This window comes from Acidithiobacillus sp. IBUN Pt1247-S3, from assembly GCF_041146875.1.
GTDB lineage: Bacteria > Pseudomonadota > Gammaproteobacteria > Acidithiobacillales > Acidithiobacillaceae > Igneacidithiobacillus.
This window is the reverse complement of the sequence record NZ_JBFRXP010000001.1, coordinates 215,339-232,181: the sequence shown is the minus strand read 5'-3', so window position 1 is coordinate 232,181 and position 16,843 is coordinate 215,339. Positions and strand designations below refer to the sequence as shown.

Genomic DNA, 16,843 nt, shown 5'->3' with positions numbered 1-16,843 from the left:
AATCTCTCTCGTGACTGCATTACAAGACATTATCGACACGGCTTGGGAACAACGCGCCGAAATCTCCCCTAAACAGGCACCGGTGGAGCTGCGCGAGGCGGTTCAGCAAGTCATCGAGGGGCTGGACAAGGGCGTGCTGCGCGTTGCGGAAAAGGTCGATGGCGCATGGCATACGCACCAGTGGATCAAGAAGGCTGTCCTGCTCTCCTTTCGCTTGCATGACAACTTTCGCATGAACGGCGGCGAAACCCAGTTTTACGACAAGGTGCCGGGTAAGTTCAGCGACTACAACAGCAATGATTTCCGCACCGGTGGCTTTCGCGTGGTGCCACCCGCTACCGTGCGCAAAGGCGCTTTTATCGGTCGTAACTGCGTGCTCATGCCCTCCTTCGTCAACATTGGTGCGCATGTAGACGAGGGCACGATGGTCGATACCTGGGCCACGGTGGGTTCCTGCGCGCAGATTGGCAAGAACGTGCATCTCTCTGGAGGCGTCGGCATTGGTGGGGTGCTGGAGCCGCTGCAGGCAAACCCGACCATTATCGAAGACAATTGCTTCATCGGTGCCCGCTCCGAGGTCGTGGAAGGGGTGATTGTCGAGGCAGGCTCAGTCATTTCCATGGGGGTATTCTTGGGTTCCAGCACCCGTATCTTCGACCGCAGCACCGGTGAGATCAGCTATGGCCGCGTTCCTGCCGGTTCGGTAGTCGTGTCCGGCAACCTGCCATCCAAGGATGGTAGCTACAGTCTCTACTGTGCCGTTATCGTCAAAAAGGTCGATGCCAAGACCCTGAGCAAGGTCGGCATCAACGAAATTCTGCGCGATCTCTGATGCGCGTTCTCGACTACAGCAAGGAGCTGATCGCGCGCAGCTCCGTGACGCCTGAAGATGCCGGCTGTCAGGACTGGATGATAGCGCGACTGGAAAAACTCGGATTTGCGATTGAACGCATGCCAGCCGGTGGCGTAGAAAATTTTTGGGCCATGCATGGTACGGACGGCCCAATTTTCTGCTTTGCGGGTCATACCGATGTGGTGCCAACGGGTCCGCTGGATGCCTGGCACAGCAATCCATTTATGCCCACAATTCGCGACGGGAGTCTCTATGGCCGTGGTGCTGCCGACATGAAAGGCAGCTTGGCGGCGATGCTGGTGGCGACCGAGGATTTTTTGCAGGAGTCGCCGGAGCATCCGGGGCGCATCGCCTTTCTGATCACCTCCGACGAAGAAGGCGTCGCAACCCATGGCACTCGCCATGTGGTAGAGCAACTGCGTGCCCGCGGCGAGCGTATCGACTATTGTCTGGTGGGCGAGCCGTCCTCCGAGGATACTTTGGCAGACGTCGTTAAAAATGGGCGCCGTGGTTCACTAAATGCGCAGTTGCGCATCCTCGGCGTGCAGGGCCATGTCGCCTATCCGGAAAAGGCGGAGAATCCCATCCATCGCGCCCTGCCTGCGTTGAACGAGCTGGTGGAACGCAACTGGGATGACGGCAGCCCGGATTTTCCCCCCACGCGCTTGCAGATTTCCAATATCCATGCCGGTACCGGTGCTACCAACGTCATCCCCGGGGTACTGGAGCTACAGTTCAATTTTCGCTTTTCACCTGCCTCCACGGTGGAGGGCTTACAGGCCGCAGTGCGGGCAATTCTCGACCGCCAGCATTTACGTTATGAGCTGGACTGGCAGTTCTCGGGGCCGCCGTTCTACACCGCGCCGGGTAAACTGCTGGATGCCGTACAGGATGGCATCACGCAAATTATGGGATGCCCGGCTCGGCTTTCTACGGGTGGAGGAACTTCCGACGGTCGCTTCATCGCCCAGTTGGGTGGTGAAGTGGTCGAACTGGGACCGAGAAATGCCACCATCCACAAGATTAACGAGCAGGTTGAACTAACGGATCTGGAACGGCTACCGCAGATTTATCTGGGGACTCTGCGTGCTCTGTTTGCCAAGGGAGCTGCATAAGTGCTCCTGCCGCGCTACCTTGCCGCTGTGCTCCTGCTCTTTACTCCCTTTGCCATAGCGGGGGCAACTCCAGTTTTACAGAGTGATTGCCAGTTGGCTCAGATTGCGACGGCCAAGCAACTTCCGCAACGGGGCATGGCTACCTGGCTCGCCTGGCAGGATGATGGATCAGGAATGCAACTAAGTTCTTCAGATCAACTTACGGCTGCCAGCAGCGTCCTGCCCTCACCTTCCTGCGCGCGCGTTGAGAATCTGACCAACCATCGCAGTGTGGTGCTGCTGATCGACCGTAAAAGCCCAGCGGATAGTTTTGGGCTGCTGCAGTTGAACACCGGCGCAGCGCAGACACTGGGGATTACGGCGACAACGCCGGTAGAGGTCAGTGATCTGGCAGTGGCCACTCTTAATGCATCGGCTCCAGACATAGCTGCGCAGGTGGTTGAGGAGCATTTTCTTTGGTCTTCAGGTTACCCCAGCACTCGCACTGCTGAGGCCGCCTGGCAAGATGCTAGGCGTGCGGGCATTGCCAAGTTGCAGATTGTGCCTGGATTGGACCAAGGAAATTGGGCCTACCGGCTTCGGCTTGGCCCTCTACCCAGCACTCTCTCTCCGAGCATATTGGCGCAAACCTTGCGTCATGCAGGCTTTTCTTTTCATGCGATAGAAAATGACTAAGATAGAAAAATGGCCTAACTTATTTGTGGTAGGTGCGGTAAAAAGCGGAACCACCTCCCTGTGGGCATATCTCAAACAGCATCCGGAAATTTACTTTCCGGAATTGAAGGAGCCGCATTTTTTTACCCATCCACAGCCTGCGCCAGAGCAACGTCATTGTATCCGTTATATTGATTCGGAAGATAACTATCTGCGGCTATACCAAGGTGTGGACAAAGTGCAATATCTGGGCGACGCCAGCCCATCTTACCTTTGGTCGGAGATTGCGGCGCGGGAAATTGCGCAGCGGAGCCCGCAAGCCAAAATTATCATTATCTTGCGCGATCCGGTGCAACGTGCCTATGCTCAGTACCTTATGGATTTTAATGAAGGGGTCACTGATCTCGACTTTTTCAGCGCTCTACAGCGCGATTGGATGCGCGCGGATAAAGGCTGGGGGGTATCGCAGTTATATGTTGAGCTAGGCCTATATCATGATCAAATTCAGCGCTATTTTTCTCTCTTTACTCGCGAGCACGTCGCAGTTCTGCTATTAGAGGATCTTACACGTAGACCTCTACAAGTCTTGGAAAACCTAGCGGCGTTTTTGGAGCTTTCTCCCATGCCCTTCCAAGAGATCGATTTCCATCGCGCGCACAATCATTATGCGCGTCCACGCGGAAATTGGGCGCGCAGATTGGCGGGAAACCCCTTGAGCCGGACCGTTGGCGAGTACTTTTTCCCGCAGCGTTGGGGCGAATATATCTGGCGTAATATCTTTCTCCGGGAAGAGCAGAAGCCAGCCATCGATCCACGCGCTAAGGCCTGGTTAATCAATAAGTTTCGACCCGAAGTGGAGCGTCTTGAACTTCTGCTGCAACGTCCCCTACCAGAGCTGCGGCGCAGTTGGCCAGACACTGCTGCCCCAAATCCGGCGGAATGCCAGCTCCAGACAGAGTCACACTTGCGATAGCCAAGAGTGGGGTCTATCTTCAAAGGAGCTTATCTGTTGTGGAGATTTCCAAGATGGAATACATCCGCTTCTTTGCAGAAATCGGTATTGGCGACCTTGCCTTGGTGGGTGGCAAAAATGCCTCTTTGGGGGAAATGTATCGCGCGCTACGCCCGCTGGGGGTACTGATACCCAATGGCTTCGCCATTACTGCGCATGCCTACCGCGATTTACTCGATCGTCACCAAGCCTGGCCCAAATTGCACAAGATCCTAGATGGCTTACAACCGCATCAGGTAGAAGATCTTGCACGACGTGGCAAGGCAGCACGGGAATTGATTTATAGTCTGGAGTTACCGGATCAGCTGCAAGACGAGATCCTTGCCGCCTACGCGCGCTTGCGCGAGGAATACGGCGACAACCTCTCTCTTGCGATCCGCTCCTCTGCCACCGCGGAGGACCTGCCCACGGCGAGCTTTGCCGGACAGCAGGATACCTATCTCAACATCAGTGGCGAAGCCGATCTACTCGATGCCTGCCGCCGCTGTTTTGCCAGTCTTTTTACCGATCGCGCCATCCACTATCGTATGGATGAGGGCTTCGATCATTTCCATGTCGCACTGTCGATTGGTGTCATGAAGATGGTGCGCTCCGATCTCGCCAGTAGCGGCGTCATGTTTTCGCTCGATACGGAAACGGGCTTTCGCGACGTCATCTTCATCACCTCTTCTTACGGGCTAGGGGAAAACGTCGTGCAGGGCTCGGTGAATCCCGATGAATTCTATGTCTTTAAGTCCGGTTTTCGGCGCGGCAAACGTGCCGTTCTGCGGCGGGTGCTGGGCAGCAAAAAGCTGAAGATGGTCTATGCCAATGGGAGTACGCACCACGGTGTGCGCAACATCGCCACCAAGGCAGCAGAACAGCAGCGTTTCTCCCTGGCAGACGAGGATATCCTCACCCTCGCCGATTACGCCATCAAGATTGAAGAGCATTACAGCAAACAGATTGGCGAGGATCGGCCCATGGACATGGAATGGGCCAAGGACGGCGAAGACGGGCAGCTCTACATCGTGCAAGCACGGCCGGAGACTGTGGCATCACAACGTAAAGGCCAGATATTGCAAGAATTCTATCTGCGCGAGCGGGGAACGGCACTTGCCAATGGCCGCGCCGTCGGTAGCAAAATTGCCACCGGGCCAGCGCGTCACATCGCTACTTTGGAGGAGTTACACTATTTCCAGCCGGGCGAAATCCTGGTTGCGGACAACACCACGCCAGACTGGGAACCCATAATGAAGCTAGCCGCAGGTATCGTCACCGAGCGCGGTGGGCGGACCTGCCACGCCGCCATCATTGCCCGCGAGCTGGGGATTCCGGCAGTGGTCGGGGCGGAAGATGCCATGAGCAAGATCCCCGACGGGGAGCCGGCGACCATCTCCTGTGCCGAGGGAGAAGTGGGCAATGTGTATGCTGGCGCCTTGCGCTTTGACATAGTGGAAACCGATCTTTCTGGCTTGGCGCGTCCAAAAACGGAAATCATGATGAACCTTGGCGACCCAGAGCTTGCCTTTCAATTGCAGGCCCTGCCCAATGATGGCGTGGGGCTCGCGCGCATGGAATTCATCATCGCCAATGCTATCAAAATCCATCCTCTGGCCTTGTTGCATCCAGAACGGATTACGGATGACAAGGTGCGCCGGGAGATCAAAAAAAGGACCGCCGAGTACCCCAGCCCGGAAGAATATTTTGTGCAGCGGCTGTCTGAGGGCGTGGGGACCATTGCTGCGGCGTTCTATCCCAGGCCCGTAGTGCTGCGCACTTCGGACTTTAAGAGTAACGAGTATGCGGCGCTGATTGGCGGTAGCGATTTTGAGCTCCAGGAAGAAAATCCCATGCTCGGTTTTCGCGGCGCCTCGCGTTATGCCCACCCCAATTATAAGGAGGGCTTTCGCCTGGAATGCCGTGCCATCCGGCGCGTGCGCGAAGAAATGGGCCTGGACAATATCATCGTCATGCTGCCCTTTGTCCGCCGCGTAGAAGAGGCCGATGCGGTGTTGGCGAAAATGGCAGAGTTTGGTCTGCGCCGCGGCGAGAACGGTTTGCAGGTCTATGCCATGTGCGAGGTTCCCAGCAACGTGCTATTGATTGATGAGTTTGCCAAACGCTTCGATGGCTTCTCCATCGGTAGCAACGATCTGACCCAACTGGCATTGGGGGTCGATCGTGACTCCGCCGTTGTCGCTTTCGATTACGATGAGCGTGATCCGGCGGTGAAAGTCCTGATTCGGCAAGCGGTAGAGGGATGCCAACGCAATCATATCCACTCCGGGCTCTGTGGCCAGGCTCCCTCGGACTATCCGGAAATGGCCGAATATCTGGTGCGCTTGGGCATCGATTCCATCAGTCTCAACCCGGATACCATTCTCGCCACCACTCGCCAGGTGCTGGAGCTGGAGAGATCTTTACATCGTTAATGCACGCTGGTCGCTCGCAAGGAGTACTGGATGCCAGAAAAGAAAGTCTTGTTGGTCATTTTTGATGGCTTTGGTCTCAATCCTAATCGCGCCTTCAATGGTTGGGCGCAGGCCCGCACACCGCACCTGGACCACTACTTTGCCAGCCATCCGCACAGTGCCCTGCAAGCCTCTGGGCGGGCGGTGGGCCTGCCGGACGGGCAGTTTGGCAATTCCGAAGTTGGGCACCTGACCCTCGGCTCGGGGCGCATTCTCAAACAGGATCTGTTGCGCATTGCCGATGCCATCACCGACGGTAGTTTGGAAAAGCTGACCAACTGGGAAGCGATACTGCAAAAGGGTAAACGCATCCATCTGCTTGGCATGGTCTCCGACGGCGGCGTGCATTCGCACATTGAACATCTTCTGGGCTTGTTGCCACCGCTGGTGCAGGCGGGCATGGAGCCGGTCATCCACTTCATCAGCGATGGGCGGGATACGCCACCGCGCAGCGCCAATCGTTTCGTCACGCAATTGGAAGATGCGCTCCAGAAGCTCGGCAAGGGATATATTGCCACCCTCTCCGGTCGTTACTACGCTATGGATCGAGCGCAGCATTGGGAACGCACGGAAAAGGCCTGGAAGGCCATGTTGTTGGGCAAGGGCGAGAGCGCAAAGGACGCACAAAGCGCTGTGCGCGATGGCTGGAAGCGGGATGGCGGTGATGAGTTTATCCAGCCGACCGTGATTGGCAATCCAGAGAAGGCACGCATTGCTGCCGACGAGCCGGTACTTTTTTTCAACTTCCGCTCCGACCGCATGCGGCAACTCTGCTCTGCGATTGCCCTGCCGGACTTTCACAATTTCGATCGTGGCGGCGAAAAAGCACGGCCCAGCACCTGCATGACCGCCTACGACGAGCAATTCGAACTGCCGCTGCTCTTTCCCACGGAAATCCCGCAACAGGTTTTGGCGGAAGTCATTGCCGATGCCGGACTGGCACAATTCCATTGTGCCGAGACCGAGAAGTACGCCCATGTAACCTACTTTTTCAATGGCGGACGGGAAGAACCTTTTCCCAACGAAAAGCGTGAGATCATCTCCTCCCCCGCCGTTGCCACCTACGACTTGCAACCAGAGATGAGTGCGCCGGAGGTAGCAGACCACATCATTGCCGCTCTTCAGGCAGATCGCTACGCCTTTGTACTGGTGAATTTTGCGAATGGCGACATGGTCGGTCATACCGCCAAGATCCCCGCCATCCTGCATGCGGTAGAGACTCTCGACTTACAGTTTCACCGTGTGGTGCAAACGGCCCTGGCGCAGGGCTATCGCGTGATCCTCACCGCCGATCATGGCAACTGCGATGAAATGGTCGACCCCGTCAGTGGCGAACCCCATACCCAGCACACCGTCTATCCTGTGCCCTTCTTGCTACTCGGCGAGCCAGGCGCGCGCCTGGGCATCGGCGCTGGTCTCGCCGACATTGCGCCGACCGTACTGGATTTGCTAGGACTAGCGAAACCCAAGGCAATGACCGGGCACAGCGTGATTCTGCATTCTCATCTCTAAAAATTGTACTTGGTCGGCCCAGATTTCTCTCGCTCCCGTATCGATCACCAGATTGATCTGCGTCATCCGCTAACGTTTTGCAATAAGCACGAAAGCTCGCTAGATAGGTAGTCAGATAGCCAAATATTGCGCCTCTTCCGATTCTGGGTGGTTTTTCTGGATCAGTACCCGGCCTCTTTCTGGTGGCGGATGGCTAAGATAGTGACCACCTCTGCGTCGATGCGATAACGCGCTACATAACCGCTATCGCCGAATTCGATCACCCACTCCCGGTAGTCCTCAGACATATCCTCAACAGGTCGGCCAATATGCGGTTGATGCCGCAGAATCTGAACGGACTGCAGGATGGTTTCACCTGCTCGCCGAGCCGCTGCCGGATTTTGCGGACGCAAGAACTCGCGCAGCCGTTGTAAATCCCGGATGGCTCCTGGAGCATATTTCACTTGTGGCATACAGGCGCTGGCAACTCATGGTCCGTACCCCAACTGGCCAGCCATGCGTCCACTTCATCGGCAGTCGCGTGCAAACCGGTCATCTGGAAATCCTCCCACGCTTCGAGCGTTGCCTGTCGGAACGCTTCGCGCTTTTCCTCCCGTTCGACGTATTGCTGGATAGCCTCGCGCATGATCCAGTGGGTTGTCCGGCGCCGAGCTTTCGCCAACTGCTCCATGCGTACACGGGTTTCCTGATCCAACTTGACCGACACCGGACGGGAAATAGCGGCAGTCATGATGTGTGCCTCCTGCTGGGTTATAACAGGTATTACTTTTTCATACTTTGGCGACGGATACCAGTCATCTCCTGTCTCGCGGAGCAGGCCTCTAGCAGTCATTGTGCAAATTCCGCTGTGAGGCGCGAGATATAATCAGATACTTGAGGACGATTATCCAGATGATGACGCATTATGCAATCGCAGGTATGCGTTTAGCGCCTTTGGCACGCGGTTGCAGGAGCTCGTGACCGTCGATCCTTCAGCAAAAGAGCGTCTATGCCGCTATGACAAGGCAGGCGGAGTTCATCCGTCGACGAAGCGATAGGTCGGCCATTCGGTCCGATTCTGCGTGTGCTACTCTATCATATAGATCTATCCCATTATATCTTTGTGCCAAATCTTTGTGCCAAAGCAACGCTGTAAAAGTGAGGTGGGGAATGCTGGCAGAACACAATCCGCAAGAGTGGGAGCAGATGGGGCTGGAGGCGAGCTTCCAGGCACTGGAAAGTAGCGAGAAAGGGTTGCGCGCGGACCAGGCGATGCAGCGCTTGCAACAGTATGGCAGTAATGCCCTCGAAGAAAAGGAGATGCCCTTGTGGCGGCGCCTCGTCTCCTATTTTTGGGCACCCATCCCGTGGATGATTGAGGTGGCAGCGCTGCTCTCCGCGATCAATGGCGATTGGAAGAGCTTTTTCGTCATCTTCGCCATGCTGTTGATAAATGGAGGCATCGGCTTTTGGGAAGAGAAAGGTGCTGCCGACGCCCTCAATGCTCTAAAAAACCAGCTTGCCCTAAAGGCCCGAGCCCTGCGCGACGGCCAATGGCAAGAGATTGACGCGAGTACCCTGGTGCCCGGTGACGTGATCAGCGTGCGCCTGGGGGATGTATTGCCGGCCGATGTAAAATTCTTCTCTGGCGATTATCTTTCCGTCGATCAATCGGCCTTGACCGGCGAGTCTCTGCCGGTGAACAAAAAGGCCGGTGCTCTCGCTTACTCCGGCACCATTGCCAAACAAGGAGAGATGTTGGCCGTGGTCTACGCCACCGGCAGCAAGACCTTCTTCGGTCGCACTGCCAGCCTAGTGCAAAAGGCAGCGCCCGTCTCCCACTTCCAGAGGGCGGTGCTGGATATCGGCAATTTTCTCATTGTTCTTGCCTTGGCGCTGTCAACGATCCTGATTGTCGTCGAGCTGGTGCGCGGCCTGTCCTTTCTCGAGCTCCTTGCCTTTGTCTTGGTGGTGGTCGTCGCCTCGATCCCCGTCGCCATGCCCGCCGTATTGTCGGTGACCATGGCCTTGGGGGCCTTGGCTCTGTCGCGCATGAAGGCGATCGTGTCGCGCCTGACCTCCATCGAGGAGATGGCCGGGGTCGATATCCTCTGCTCCGACAAGACCGGTACCCTCACGCAAAACAAGATCACCCTAGGGGATACGGTGCTGTTTCAGGCCAAAGAGGAACAGGAAGTGATCGTGGCTGCCGCCCTCGCCTCGCGCGAGGAGGATGCCGATGCCATCGATCTGGCGGTGCTCGCCGGCCTCAAGGATCATACTCGGCAATTGGAAGGCTTCCAACAGCATAAATTCATCCCCTTTGACCCGGTCTCCAAGCGTACTGAGGGCCAGATTCAAGGCTCCGACGGCAAAGGCTTCCGTACCTCCAAGGGCGCCCCCCAGGTGCTCATGGAGATGGCCAAGCTTACGGGCGACGAGCGCGCCAGGGCGGAAAAAGTAGTGGAAGACCTCGCTGCCAAGGGCTTCCGCACCCTGGGTGTGGCACGCTCGGATGATGACGGGGCGACTTGGCAATTTCTTGGGATTCTTTCCCTCTTCGATCCGCCGCGGGTGGATTCCAAAGACACGATCATCGAGGCGCAGAATCATGGTATCGAGGTGAAGATGGTGACCGGTGATCATCAAGCCATCGCCAGCGAAATCGCCGGACAACTGCATCTCGGTACCCATATCCTCACCGTCGGCGAGCGTTTGTCGAAATATGCCGAGACCGGGCAACTGGACGAAGGGCTGGCGGCGGAAATCGAAAAATCCGATGGTTTTGCCCAGGTCTTTCCCGAGCACAAATACGCCATCGTCAAGGTGTTGCAGCAACGCGGTCATATCGTCGCCATGACCGGCGATGGGGTAAATGACGCCCCTGCCCTCAAACAGGCAGACGTGGGCATTGCCGTTTCCGGCGCCACGGATGCCGCTCGCGCGGCAGCGGCGCTGATCCTCACCGCCCCAGGACTGAATGTCATCGTCAAGGCCGTCGAGGAGGCGCGGCGCATCTTCGAGCGGATGATGAGCTATACGGTGTATCGCATTGCGATGACCCTCGACATCCTCTTCTTTGTTGTGCTCACCATGCTCATCTTCAATTCCTATCCGCTCACGGCGATCATGGTGGTGCTCCTCTCCCTCCTCGACGATATCCCCATCATGAGCATCGCCTGGGACCGCACGGCAGTGCAAAAAAAACCCGTACATTGGGAGATGGCGCGGGTGTTGAGTCTGGCATCGATGATGGGCCTTCTCGCCTTGGGCGGCACCCTCGTCCTCTACCTGATTGGCCGTTTCGCATTCAATCTGTCCAATTGGGAACTGCAAACGGTGATGTTTTTGCAGCTCATTGCCGGCGGGCACCTGATGCTCTTTTTGACACGCACCCGCGGTCCCTTCTGGAAACCGCCCTATCCTGCGCCCATCCTGCTGATCGCCATTCTTGGCACCCAGATTGTCGGCATCGCCATCGTCGCGTTCGGCTGGCTAATGCCAGCCATTCCCTGGGCGGCCATCGGCCTCATTTGGGTGTACAACCTCATGTGGATGGTTTTGGCAGACTTCGCGAAGCTGGCCATCCATCGGCTGATGGACCGCCAGGCACAACATCAAATTCGCTTTCTCAACACCCTGAATCGCTCGCTGCATCCGGCTATTGCCGCGATCGAAGCGGACGGTGCCGCAATACGACGGACAATGCAAAACCCGCTGCATCCCTCAAGAAAGCACGATAAATGAGCCCTCGGTTGCCGCCTTACTGCTCGGCGAGCCCGGCGTACGCTTGGGCAATTGTACTTGCTGAAACGCGGCTTGGCGTCTACCCTAAATTGAGAGGTATTTATCGGAATTCTCTTACGCAGGAGGAACGGTAGCCATGCCAGAAATGCAGGATCGCATCACGCAAATCGAGGAACTCACGGTACGGCTAAAGGAACAATATCCAGCCGAAATCAATAGTTTTCTTGCCTTTATGGGCAAGGCTGAGGGCAGCCCGGCGCTGAGCAAGGCGCAAAAGGAACTCATCAATGTCGAGCTGGCGGTCGCGGCGCAGTGTGAATGGTGCATTGCCCTGCATGTGCATGGGGCGGTCAAGGCCGGGGCGAGTCGCGATGAGATTATGAGTGCCGGCTTCCAGGCAGTGCTCATGCATGGGGGGCCGGCGTTGATGTACCTGGTGCCCCTCACCAAGGCCCTGGATGAGTTTCTACCGGAGACTAGCCATGCATAACGTCGACCCGGTTTCTCTCTTACGTCAGATGCTGCGTGCCCGTGCTTTGGAGGAGACGGCGGCGCAGGAATATGCCGCCGGAAACATTGCCGGCTTTTTGCATCTCTACCCCGGTGAAGAGGCTGTGGCCAGTGGGGTGCTCAGTTGTGCCGAACCGGGTGACTACATTGTCAGCACCTACCGCGAGCACGTTCATGCCCTTCTCCGCGGCATTCCGGCGGCAGCCATACTGGCGGAGCTGTTCGGCAAGAAGACTGGGGTCAGCGGCGGCATGGGTGGCTCGATGCACCTCTTTGATGCCGAACGGCGCTTTCTCGGGGGTTACGCCATTGTCGGGGAGACTTTTCCCATTGCCCTCGGGGCCGGCTATGCCGTTGCCTATCGCCAGCTCCCCGAGGCGGTGCTTTGCTTTTTTGGCGACGGCGCGGTCAACCAGGGGACCTTTCACGAGTCCCTGAACATGGCGGCACTCTGGCATCTGCCCATTCTCTTCCTCTGCGAGAACAACCACTACCAGATCGGCACGGAAATCCATCGGCATTCCGCCGTGGTCGAGGTTTATCGCCGCGCCTGCGCCTATAACATCCCGGCCGAACGCATCAACGGCATGGACGTGCTAGCCGTGCAGCAGGCGAGTCAGCAGGCCTTGGCGCGCATTCGCGCCGGAGATGGACCGCAGTTTCTCGAATTCGAAACCTATCGCTATCGCGGGCATTCCATGGCCGATCCCGGCGCCTACCGCCCAACGAGCGAGGTGCAAGCCTTCGAACGGCAGGATCCCATCAACACCCTCGAAGGCGAGATGGCGGGTCAGGCCAATTGCCCGGCGGGCGATTGCCTGCTGCAATTTCAGGAGCATTGCTGTGCCGCCGGGCATCTGAGTGCCGAGGGGCTCCAGCGTCTACAGGCCGAAATCACAGAGGAGATGCAGGCTGCCCTGGCCGAAGCCCAGGCGGCACCCGCTCCCAGCATGCAGGACGCGCAGACGATTTTTCAGAAAAATCGCCGTTTTGAGGACTTCTTCGGGAGGCCGGAAGCATGACCACGATGCTCTATTGGCAAGCGTTGAACCGCGCCCTGGATGAAGAGATGGCGCAGGACGAAAATGTCTTTCTTTTGGGCGAAGATGTCGGTCTCTATGGCGGCACCTATCGGGTCAGCGAGGGCTTATTAGCCAAATATGGCGAATGGCGGGTACGCGATACGCCCATCTCCGAAAACAGCTTTACCGGCCTCGGCGTGGGGGCGGCGATGCTCGGGTTACGGCCGGTAGTCGAGATCATGACCATCAACTTCGCCCTTCTCGCCCTTGATGCCCTGATCAACATGGCGGCAAAGATCCCCTTCATGTCCGGCGGCCAGTTTCCCATGGGGCTGACGGTGCGCATGCCGGGCGGGGTCGCCAAGCAACTAGGGGCGCAGCACTCCCAGCGTCTCGAACATACCCTGATGAACGTCCCTGGCCTGCGTATAGTGGTTCCCGTGACCCCACAGGACGCCTATTGGCAACTGCACCAGGCCATTCGCTCTGATGACCCAGTCATCGTCCTCGAACACGAGATGCTCTACTTTCGCAAGGCCGAACTGGAGACTGCCGGAACGGCGCTCCCCATGCATGCGGCGCTCGTCCGCCGAGCGGGACGGGACCTGAGCTGCATCGCGTATTCGCGCATGGTGGAAGTGGCCTTAGCAGCAGCGGACGAACTGGCAAAAGAGGGGATCGAAATGGAGGTCGTCGACCTGCGTAGTCTCTCGCCCATCGATTGGGAAACTTGTGTGCAGTCCGTTGCCAAGACCCATCACGCACTGGTGCTGGAAGAGGACTGTCGCTTTGCCGGAGCTGGCGCAGAAATTGTCGCGAGCCTGCAAGAGCGCTGTTTCTATTACCTTGATCGTCCCATCCAGCGCGTCGCGGGCATTGATTTGCCCACCCCCTTTAACGCCGCCCTGGAGGCCGCCAGCATCCCGGATGTCCAGCAAGTGATAAAGGCAACCAGAGATTTGCTCCATACGCAAGGAGATTCCGCATGAAACACGAAATCACCATGCCGGTTTTGTCGGATACCATGCAGACCGGGCGTCTGACGCGCTGGAACAAGGCCGTGGGCGAGGCGGTAAAAAAAGGCGATGCCTTGGCTGAGGTCGAGACGGACAAGGCCATACTGGATGTGGAAGCCTTTCAGGATGGTTATCTGGCCGGCCCCTTGGCGCCGGTAGATACCGATATTCCGGTGCGCTCGGCCATCGCCTGGTTGGTGGACAGCAAAGAGGAACTAGACGCTAGCACAGATGCGCAGGATGCTGCGCCCGCGGTCCCGCAAGCCCCCGTCGCACCGCCGAAACCGCAACAAGCCGCAGAAAGAACGGCGCCTGCCCCAAAAACCCCCGCACAGCAGTCCGTGCAAAAGGAGAATCCTCCGCCGACAGTACCATCGCATTCTTCGCCATTACCTGCGTCACCAACCTTGGCCGACGGCGCCCGCGCCAGCCCCTATGCCCGCGGCCTCGCGCAGGAGTTGGGGATAGATCTTCGCAGCCTGGGCAGCGGCCCGATCGACAGCCGCGCCGTCCTTGCCGCAGCCCTGCGTGGCCCGCTACCCGATCTCACGGCGGGACCCAGCTACCAGATGGAACGCCTCCCAGGGATGCGCGCCGCCGCCGCCCGCAATATGCAGGATGCCGTCTATACGCCGACCTTTCAGATCACTGCACGCCTACCCCTCGCCGCCCTCCAGGCGCGGGCAAAGGCAAGCAAGCAGAGTCTGACTCTGGCGTTGGCGCGTGCCTGTGCCCTTACCGTGGCGGAAGACCCGTGGTTCAACCATCTCTGGACGCCGCAGGGCCTGGCCAAGCGCGAACGGGTAGATGTGGCGATTGCCGTTGATACCGGGGATGCCTTGCTGACGCCGGTCTTGCGGGATGCAGCACGGCGTCCGGTAAAAGAGCTTGCGGAGGACTGGCGCATCCTGCTGGGAAAAATCAAAAGAGGCAGGCTGGCCCCCGAGGATTATCGGGGCGGTACGTTCTACCTCTCCAACCTGGGGGTCTTTGACGTCGTACACAATTTCGACGCAATTGTGCCGCTCGGTGCGGCCGCCATCCTGGCGATCGCGGCCACCCAGGCGGACGGGAACAGCGAGTTCACCCTAAGTTGCGACCATCGCGTGATCTTTGGCGCCGACGCTGCGCGCTTCTTGCAACGTCTCCGCGATCGCGTCGCTGATCCCTCCTGGCTCGATAGCTGAGGAAACCCGGTGTCGGAGTACATTCTCGCCCTGAACAGTGGATCGTCGTCGCTCAAATTCGCCCTGTACGATTTTGCCGGCGAGGTAGTGCAGCGCAAGGGAGAAGGCGCGATCGAGCGCATCGGTCAGAGTGTCGGACGATTTTGGTGGCGGGGAGATCGGCGACTGGATCGCACTGCCGCTTTTCCAGATCTCTCCAGTGCTCTGAAGGCGTTACTGGATTTGTTTCAGGAACTGGGTCTGGAGCAGCTTTCCGCTATTGGCCATCGCGTGGTCTCGGGCGGACCGGAGCTACGCGAACACTGCGCCATAGACGAACATGTTCTACAAACCCTGCGCGCCTCCCTGCGCTTCGCACCTCTGCATCTTCCCGCCGAAATCGCCGTCATGGAGGCTGTGAGCCAACACTGGTCCAAGACGCCGCAATTTGCCTGCTTCGATACCGCCTTTCATCGCTCGATCCCGGAACTCGCGGCCCGCTATCCCTTGCCCCGCAATCTTTGGCAGGAGGGGGTACGCAAATACGGATTTCATGGCCTTTCTTACGAATACATCCTCACCCAAATTCCAACACCGGGGCGCACGATCATCGCCCACCTGGGCAACGGCGCGAGCCTTGCCGCGGTACAGGATGGCAATTGCGTGGATACCAGCATGGGGCTCAGCCCCACTGGGGGCATCGTCATGGGCACTCGCTGTGGCGATCTCGACCCCGGAGTACTTCTCTATCTGCTGGAGGAAAAGGGCTATAGCGCAAATCAACTCGAACGCATCCTGAATCATCTCTCGGGTCTTTTGGGCCTTTCCGGCCTCAGTGGTGACATGCAGGTACTGCTGGCGGCACGCGAAAATGATCCACATGCCGCCTTTGCCATCGACGCCTTTGCTTACAGTGTGCGCAAGATGATTGGTTGCTATCTGGCGGTACTCGGAGGAGCCGATCGCCTGGTCTTTACCGGTGGCATTGGGGAGCACGCGCCCTTGCTGCGCGAGCTGATTTGCACCCCCCTGGGGGCCTTGGGTTTTGTTCTGGACAACGCCGCCAATCAAACCGGGCAACGGCGCATTTCCCGGTCAGAAAGCCCTGTCGAGATCCTCTGCATCCCCACTGACGAAGACCGCATGATCGCCGAGCACAGTTATCAACTCTTGCGGCAGAGGTAACGTACGCGGGAAAAACGGTATCCCTAACGTTGGCTCGCCAGACGCTTGGGCACCGGTACCGGCGCACATTGTCGGCAAGTCACATCTGTGACATGGTGCGCCAACCTAAAGACTTTCAAGAGTTCTCTCATGCATATATGGGTTGATGCCGACGCTTGCCCCAACGTCATCAAAGACATTTTGTACCGCGCCAGTAATCGTCTGAGGCTGCCTTTGATCCTGGTAGCCAATCAACCCTTGCGCGTACCCCGTTCTGCCTATATCCGCACGATGGTCGTGGCACGCGGCTTTGATGTGGCCGACGAGGAAATCATCCGGCAAATCGTAGCGGATGACCTGGTAATCACCGCCGATATTCCGCTGGCTGCCGCTGTTCTAGAGAAAAACAGTCATGCCCTCAGCCCGCGCGGGGAGCGTTATTCCCCCGACACCATCCGCGAGCGCCTGCGGATTCGTGACATGATGGAGCAACTCCGGGACTCCGGGGTGCGCACTGCTGGCCCCGCTACCCTGAGTCAGGCTGATCGCCAGGCATTTGCGAATGCGCTGGACCGTCTGCTGCCCCGCGCCTAATTTGTGGGGCACGGTATGGTCATCAATGCGAAGGTCCGATAAAGCG

At 57.9% G+C, this 16,843-nt stretch carries 15 protein-coding genes; 13 read left to right on the top strand and 2 right to left on the bottom strand.

Going from position 1 to position 16,843, the window contains the following annotated elements:
• The first annotated feature begins 10 nt into the window (after nucleotides 1-10).
• Genes dapD through gpmI form a run of 6 tightly spaced genes read left to right on the top strand, consistent with a single transcriptional unit; the run spans nucleotide 11 to nucleotide 7,599 of the window.
• Nucleotides 11-832 (top strand): 2,3,4,5-tetrahydropyridine-2,6-dicarboxylate N-succinyltransferase, encoded by an 822-nt coding sequence (gene dapD, locus AB4090_RS01235; protein WP_369572030.1) that lies wholly within the window; start codon nucleotides 11-13, stop codon nucleotides 830-832.
• On the top strand, nucleotides 832-1,968 hold the full coding sequence (gene dapE, locus AB4090_RS01230) for a succinyl-diaminopimelate desuccinylase (RefSeq protein WP_369572029.1): 1,137 nt from the start codon (nucleotides 832-834) through the stop codon (nucleotides 1,966-1,968). The genes dapD and dapE overlap by 1 nt, the downstream gene beginning before the upstream one ends.
• Complete coding sequence (locus AB4090_RS01225; protein ID WP_369572028.1) at nucleotides 1,969-2,643, top strand: hypothetical protein; 675 nt, start codon at nucleotides 1,969-1,971, stop codon at nucleotides 2,641-2,643.
• Nucleotides 2,636-3,595: a sulfotransferase gene (locus AB4090_RS01220; protein WP_369572027.1), complete on the top strand. Its 960-nt coding sequence runs from the start codon at nucleotides 2,636-2,638 to the stop codon at nucleotides 3,593-3,595. The genes AB4090_RS01225 and AB4090_RS01220 overlap by 8 nt, the downstream gene beginning before the upstream one ends.
• Nucleotides 3,596-3,648: 53 nt before the next feature.
• Nucleotides 3,649-6,048: a phosphoenolpyruvate synthase gene (gene ppsA / locus AB4090_RS01215; RefSeq protein WP_369572167.1), complete on the top strand. Its 2,400-nt coding sequence runs from the start codon at nucleotides 3,649-3,651 to the stop codon at nucleotides 6,046-6,048.
• Nucleotides 6,049-6,078: 30 nt separating this feature from the next.
• A complete protein-coding gene (gpmI, locus tag AB4090_RS01210; protein WP_369572026.1) occupies nucleotides 6,079-7,599 on the top strand; it encodes a 2,3-bisphosphoglycerate-independent phosphoglycerate mutase in 1,521 nt (506 codons plus the stop codon).
• Between the two features lie 161 nt (nucleotides 7,600-7,760).
• Here gpmI and AB4090_RS01205 read toward each other — a convergent pair whose 3' ends face one another.
• A complete protein-coding gene (locus AB4090_RS01205) occupies nucleotides 7,761-8,051 on the bottom strand; it encodes a type II toxin-antitoxin system RelE/ParE family toxin (RefSeq protein WP_369572025.1) in 291 nt (96 codons plus the stop codon).
• Nucleotides 8,039-8,329 (bottom strand): CopG family ribbon-helix-helix protein, encoded by a 291-nt coding sequence (locus tag AB4090_RS01200; protein ID WP_369572024.1) that lies wholly within the window; start codon nucleotides 8,327-8,329, stop codon nucleotides 8,039-8,041. Before AB4090_RS01200 ends, AB4090_RS01205 begins: the two co-directional genes overlap by 13 nt.
• A gap of 419 nt (nucleotides 8,330-8,748) precedes the next feature.
• Between AB4090_RS01200 and AB4090_RS01195 the strand changes: the two genes are divergently transcribed.
• The 7 genes from AB4090_RS01195 to AB4090_RS01165 all read left to right on the top strand — a co-directional run bounded on the left by AB4090_RS01195 (nucleotide 8,749) and on the right by AB4090_RS01165 (nucleotide 16,797).
• Nucleotides 8,749-11,325 carry a plasma-membrane proton-efflux P-type ATPase gene (locus AB4090_RS01195; RefSeq protein ID WP_369572023.1) on the top strand — a complete coding sequence of 859 codons (2,577 nt, stop codon included), beginning with the start codon at nucleotides 8,749-8,751 and terminating at the stop codon, nucleotides 11,323-11,325.
• A 136-nt stretch (nucleotides 11,326-11,461) separates the two neighbouring features.
• Nucleotides 11,462-11,815 carry a carboxymuconolactone decarboxylase family protein gene (locus AB4090_RS01190; RefSeq protein ID WP_369572022.1) on the top strand — a complete coding sequence of 118 codons (354 nt, stop codon included), beginning with the start codon at nucleotides 11,462-11,464 and terminating at the stop codon, nucleotides 11,813-11,815.
• Nucleotides 11,808-12,857 (top strand): thiamine pyrophosphate-dependent enzyme, encoded by a 1,050-nt coding sequence (locus AB4090_RS01185; protein ID WP_369572021.1) that lies wholly within the window; start codon nucleotides 11,808-11,810, stop codon nucleotides 12,855-12,857. Before AB4090_RS01190 ends, AB4090_RS01185 begins: the two co-directional genes overlap by 8 nt.
• Complete coding sequence (locus tag AB4090_RS01180) at nucleotides 12,854-13,846, top strand: alpha-ketoacid dehydrogenase subunit beta (RefSeq protein ID WP_369572020.1); 993 nt, start codon at nucleotides 12,854-12,856, stop codon at nucleotides 13,844-13,846. Before AB4090_RS01185 ends, AB4090_RS01180 begins: the two co-directional genes overlap by 4 nt.
• On the top strand, nucleotides 13,843-15,060 hold the full coding sequence (locus tag AB4090_RS01175) for a dihydrolipoamide acetyltransferase family protein (RefSeq protein WP_369572019.1): 1,218 nt from the start codon (nucleotides 13,843-13,845) through the stop codon (nucleotides 15,058-15,060). The genes AB4090_RS01180 and AB4090_RS01175 overlap by 4 nt, the downstream gene beginning before the upstream one ends.
• A gap of 9 nt (nucleotides 15,061-15,069) precedes the next feature.
• Nucleotides 15,070-16,224, top strand: coding sequence for an acetate/propionate family kinase (locus tag AB4090_RS01170; RefSeq protein WP_369572018.1), 1,155 nt, complete (start codon nucleotides 15,070-15,072; stop codon nucleotides 16,222-16,224).
• 129 nt (nucleotides 16,225-16,353) lie between these two features.
• Complete coding sequence (locus AB4090_RS01165; RefSeq protein ID WP_369572017.1) at nucleotides 16,354-16,797, top strand: YaiI/YqxD family protein; 444 nt, start codon at nucleotides 16,354-16,356, stop codon at nucleotides 16,795-16,797.
• The last annotated feature ends 46 nt before the right edge of the window (nucleotides 16,798-16,843 follow it).